This window comes from Saccharomonospora halophila 8 (assembly GCF_000383775.1).
GTDB lineage: Bacteria > Actinomycetota > Actinomycetes > Mycobacteriales > Pseudonocardiaceae > Saccharomonospora > Saccharomonospora halophila.
Genome location: NZ_KB912480.1, coordinates 1 through 3,673, shown reverse-complemented (window position 1 = coordinate 3,673; position 3,673 = coordinate 1). Strand labels below are relative to the sequence as shown.

Below are 3,673 nucleotides of genomic sequence, written 5' to 3'. Positions count from 1 at the left end.
GGTCGGCCGGGTCGCCCCCCTCGCCGGGGGCGCAGCGGGCGCGTGCGCTCGCCGCACCCGCGCAGCGGACGGCCAACTCGACCAGCCCCACGTCGTTCCCACCGAAGCCGAGGGTGACCAGCGACGTCGCGTGACCCACCGCGTCCAGCTGGGCGTGGTTGGTGCCCCGGGGTGTGCGCTGTTCGACGACCGCGTGTTCGGTGGTCGCGCCCCCGCAGCTGACGTCGGTGAACCGCTTGACGTCGAGCCGCTCCGCGACCAGCCGGGGATAGTTGTTGTCCGAGCGCTGACACCCGGGGGGCGCACCGACCGGATCACCGGTGCCCGGTGCCGAGGTGTACGAGTCACCCAGCGCGACGTACGGCCCGGACCGGCGCGGCCCGGAGTCGCCGGGTGGGGCGCTCGTCCCGGCCCGGTCGGTGCGGGTACGGGGCGGGGTGTCCTGTTCGGGCGCGGGCGCACAGGCGGCGACCGCCCCGGTCACCAGCAGTGCGCCGATACCGGCGGCGACCCGTCTCCTCATCGTCACCGTTTCGGTGTATCAGTCCTGCGCGGGCTCCGCCCGCCGCAGGAGGTCGTTGACGAGCCCGGCGGCTTCCCCCGGCCGGTCCACCGTCACCAGGACCCGGCGCGCCGAACGCAGCGTCAGGACCAGGGCCGGACCGCCCCGGCACTTGTACGCGGTGTCGCCGGAGACGGTGGTCCGCACACCGAGGCCGCCCATCCCGAACAGCGGGAGGTGCTCGGTCGCCGCCGAGGTGATCTCCCCGAGCGGGATCGTCCGGTAGGGCATCCCGAAAAACCCCATTCGTACCGTCACCGCGTCCGCGTCGACGATCGCCCGCACCCGGGCCACGCCCAGCCCGGCGAGGACACCGATCGCGGTCGGCACGACGAGGACGGCCCAGCCGGGCCTGCTCCCGGTCACGAGTCCGATCAGCACGACCACCACGGGCGGGGTGAGCGCGGACAGGACGGCGAGCCCGAGGTTGGTGCTGCTCCCGATCCATGTCGCGCGCTGACCGTCCCGTAGCCCCACCGTTCGCGCCCCCGGGGCAGCGTCGAGACTCCGGTCGGGCGACACGCTCGGGGCCAGCAGTGCCGCCAGACCGCCGGCCGCCACACTTCCGCCGAGCAGCACACCGAGCGCCACGCCCGCACCGGAGGCCTGCCGCCAGTCCGGCGCGTCGAGCGTGGTCACCAGCGAGGTCAGCAGCGCGGTGGAGGGCATCGACGCCAGGAGGACCCAGAGGGCCACGTGACCGCGGTGGCTGCCGCGCCCGTGTCGCAGCAGCACCACCGACACCACGGCCCCGGCGACCGTGAGCGCACCGCCCAGCGACAGGCACCAGGTCGTCAATGCGGTGAGCCCGGTGGAGCCGTCGGCGGCGCCGCCCACCCCCCAGTGCGTCGCCACAACCTCGGGCAGCCGGGACGACCAGGCCGAACGCAACGCGGCGGCGACCGCGAGGACGACGGCGGGCACCCCGCCGGTCGCCAGGACGAGACGGAGAGCGGCGTTTCTCACGGGTAACTCCTTCTCAGGATCGTGACCAGCTCGTCGAGGCCCACACCGAGCCGGTGTGCCTCGTCGGCGAGCTCTTTCGCCAACGCGGTCAGCCGGGCATTCCTGTCCGCACCCGGCGCGACCACTGCGCCGCGACCGCGGCGCAACTCGATCAGCCCTTCGTCCCGCAGCAGCGCGTAGGCACGCAGCACCGTGTGCACGTTGATCTCCAGGTGGTGTGCCAGTTCCCGGGCGGGCGGCAAGCGCTCACCCGAGGTGACTCCGCCGTCGGACAGGGCGCGGCGGATCGAGACGGCCACCTGGTCGTACAACGGCACGGTCGACGACGGATCGAGACGAACGAGCATTGTTCTAATGCTACTAGAACAAATGTAGCTCTGTCACGGGACCGCGAACGGCAACGCCCCCGCGACCGGGGGCCGCGGGGGCGGGTGTGGATCCTGTGGGCGGGCCGCGCTACTTCGCCTCGGCGAGCAGGTCGGCCACCCGGGTGACGCCCTCGACCAGGTCCTGTTCGGCCAGCGCGTAGGAGAAGCGGAAGTAGCCCGGGGTGCCGAACGCCTCGCCGGGCACGACCGCGACCTCGGCCTCGGCCAGGATCAGGTCGGCCAGTTCGACCGTGTCCGTCGGGCGCTGCCCGCGGATCTCGGTGCCGAGCAGCGCCTTGACCGAGGGGTAGGCGTAGAACGCCCCCTCCGGGGTCGGGCACTCGACCCCGGGGATGTCCGACAGCATTGACACGATCGTGCGACGACGGGAGTCGAACGCCGACCGCATCGTCTCCACCACGTCGAGCGGACCCGCCACCGCGGCCAGCGCCGCGCGCTGCGAGACGTTGGCCACGTTGCCGCACAGGTGCGACTGGAAACTCGCGGCCGCCGAGACGACGTCCTCGGGGCCGATCAGCCAGCCGACCCGCCACCCGGTCATCGACCAGGTCTTGGCCACCCCGTTGAGCACCAGCGTGCGGTCCGCCAGCTCCGGCACGACGACCGGCATCGACTCCGCCCGGACGCCGTCGTACACGAGGTGTTCGTAAATCTCGTCGGTGACGACCCAGATCCCCTTCTCCAGGGCCCACCGGCCGATCTCGGCCACCTGTTCGCGGGAGTAGACCGACCCGGTCGGGTTGGACGGCGAGTTGAACAGCAGCACCTTCGTCCGCTCGGTGCGGGCCGCCTCGAGCTGGTCGACTCCCACCCGGTACCCGGTCGACTCGTCCGCCGTGACCTGCACCGGGACACCGCCCGCCAGGGTGATCGACTCCGGGTAGGTGGTCCAGTACGGGGCGGGGAGGAGGACCTCGTCGCCCGGGTCGAGCAGCGTGGCGAACGCGGAGTACACGGCCTGCTTCCCCCCGTTGGTGACCAGCACCTGTGAGGCGGAGCAGGAGAGGCCCGAGTCCCGCTCCGTCTTCGCCGCGATGGCCTCCCGCAGTTCCGGCAGCCCGGCCGCGGCGGTGTAGCCGTGATTGGCTCGGTCGCGGACCGCGGCCGCGGCCGCCTCCACGACGTGATCCGGGGTGGGGAAGTCCGGCTGGCCCGCGCCGAAGCCGATCACCGGACGTCCCTCGGCCTTGAGCGCCTTGGCCTTCGCGTCGACGGCGAGCGTGGCGGACGGTGTGATGCCCGCGATACGGGCGGACACGCGGGACTGCGTACTGGAGGCGGTATCTTGGGAAACGGCCATGCGCCGATTTTCCCACGCACGGCATCGTACGAGGACAACCGCCCTCCAGCCGGTAGCTTCCCGCGGGGCGGCGAGGGGCTCGTGCCGGACATGGGGAACGCGGTTGCGAGTAGCCGATGGCCTTGCCGTAGACTGCGGAACTTGGAACGTACGACAGGCATCCGGACGACGGTCCGGCCCCGATTCCGGTCGGGGTCAGCGGTACCTGGAGCGCGTACCGTTCGGGTGGGACCTCCCGCCCGGAGGGGTGTGGCTCAATTGGCAGAGCAGCGGCCTCCAAAGCCGCAGGTTGCAGGTTCGAGTCCTGTCACCCCTGCGTTGACGTGTCCGGCGGAGCGGAGGAGTGGCTCGTGAGCGACGACGGCGAGAAGGACAAGGACAGGGCCGGGGACGGCCCTTCCCGTCCGGACACCGCCGCGGCTCGGCGCGCACGGCGCGCCTCCGCCCGCCGGGAGG

The 3,673-nt window shown here is 72.5% G+C and carries 4 protein-coding genes, 1 tRNA gene and 1 pseudogene; 2 read left to right on the top strand and 4 right to left on the bottom strand.

All coding sequences use genetic code 11. The annotated features are described in order from the left end of the window. The 4 genes from SACHA_RS23540 to SACHA_RS0100895 form a co-directional block, all read right to left on the bottom strand. Positions 1-523 (bottom strand): GDSL-type esterase/lipase family protein (locus tag SACHA_RS23540; protein WP_019806459.1); only part of this gene is annotated, 523 nt, incomplete at its 3' end. 18 nt (positions 524-541) lie between these two features. Further along, entirely contained in the window at positions 542-1,528 is a 987-nt protein-coding gene (locus SACHA_RS0100905; protein WP_019806457.1) for a hypothetical protein, read from the bottom strand. Continuing rightward, positions 1,525-1,875, bottom strand: a complete 351-nt coding sequence (locus tag SACHA_RS0100900) for a GntR family transcriptional regulator (RefSeq protein WP_019806455.1) — start codon at positions 1,873-1,875, stop codon at positions 1,525-1,527. The genes SACHA_RS0100905 and SACHA_RS0100900 overlap by 4 nt, the downstream gene beginning before the upstream one ends. 109 nt (positions 1,876-1,984) lie before the next feature. Beyond that, positions 1,985-3,217, bottom strand: a complete 1,233-nt coding sequence (locus SACHA_RS0100895; protein WP_028662765.1) for a pyridoxal phosphate-dependent aminotransferase — start codon at positions 3,215-3,217, stop codon at positions 1,985-1,987. A gap of 243 nt (positions 3,218-3,460) precedes the next feature. Between SACHA_RS0100895 and SACHA_RS0100890 the strand changes: the two genes are divergently transcribed. Together SACHA_RS0100890 and SACHA_RS25870 are read left to right on the top strand one after the other, a co-directional pair. Then, positions 3,461-3,533, top strand: a tRNA-Trp gene (locus tag SACHA_RS0100890). Between the two features lie 34 nt (positions 3,534-3,567). Further along, positions 3,568-3,673, top strand: a pseudogene (locus tag SACHA_RS25870) (preprotein translocase subunit SecE); the annotation flags it as partial.

What these genes read in the sequence shown, in the direction of transcription:
- SACHA_RS0100895 (WP_028662765.1), bottom strand. Translation starts at nt 3,217, where the DNA reads ATGGCCGTTTCCCAAGATACCGCCTCCAGTACGCAGTCCCGCGTGTCC.
- SACHA_RS0100900 (WP_019806455.1), bottom strand. Translation starts at nt 1,875, where the DNA reads ATGCTCGTTCGTCTCGATCCGTCGTCGACCGTGCCGTTGTACGACCAG.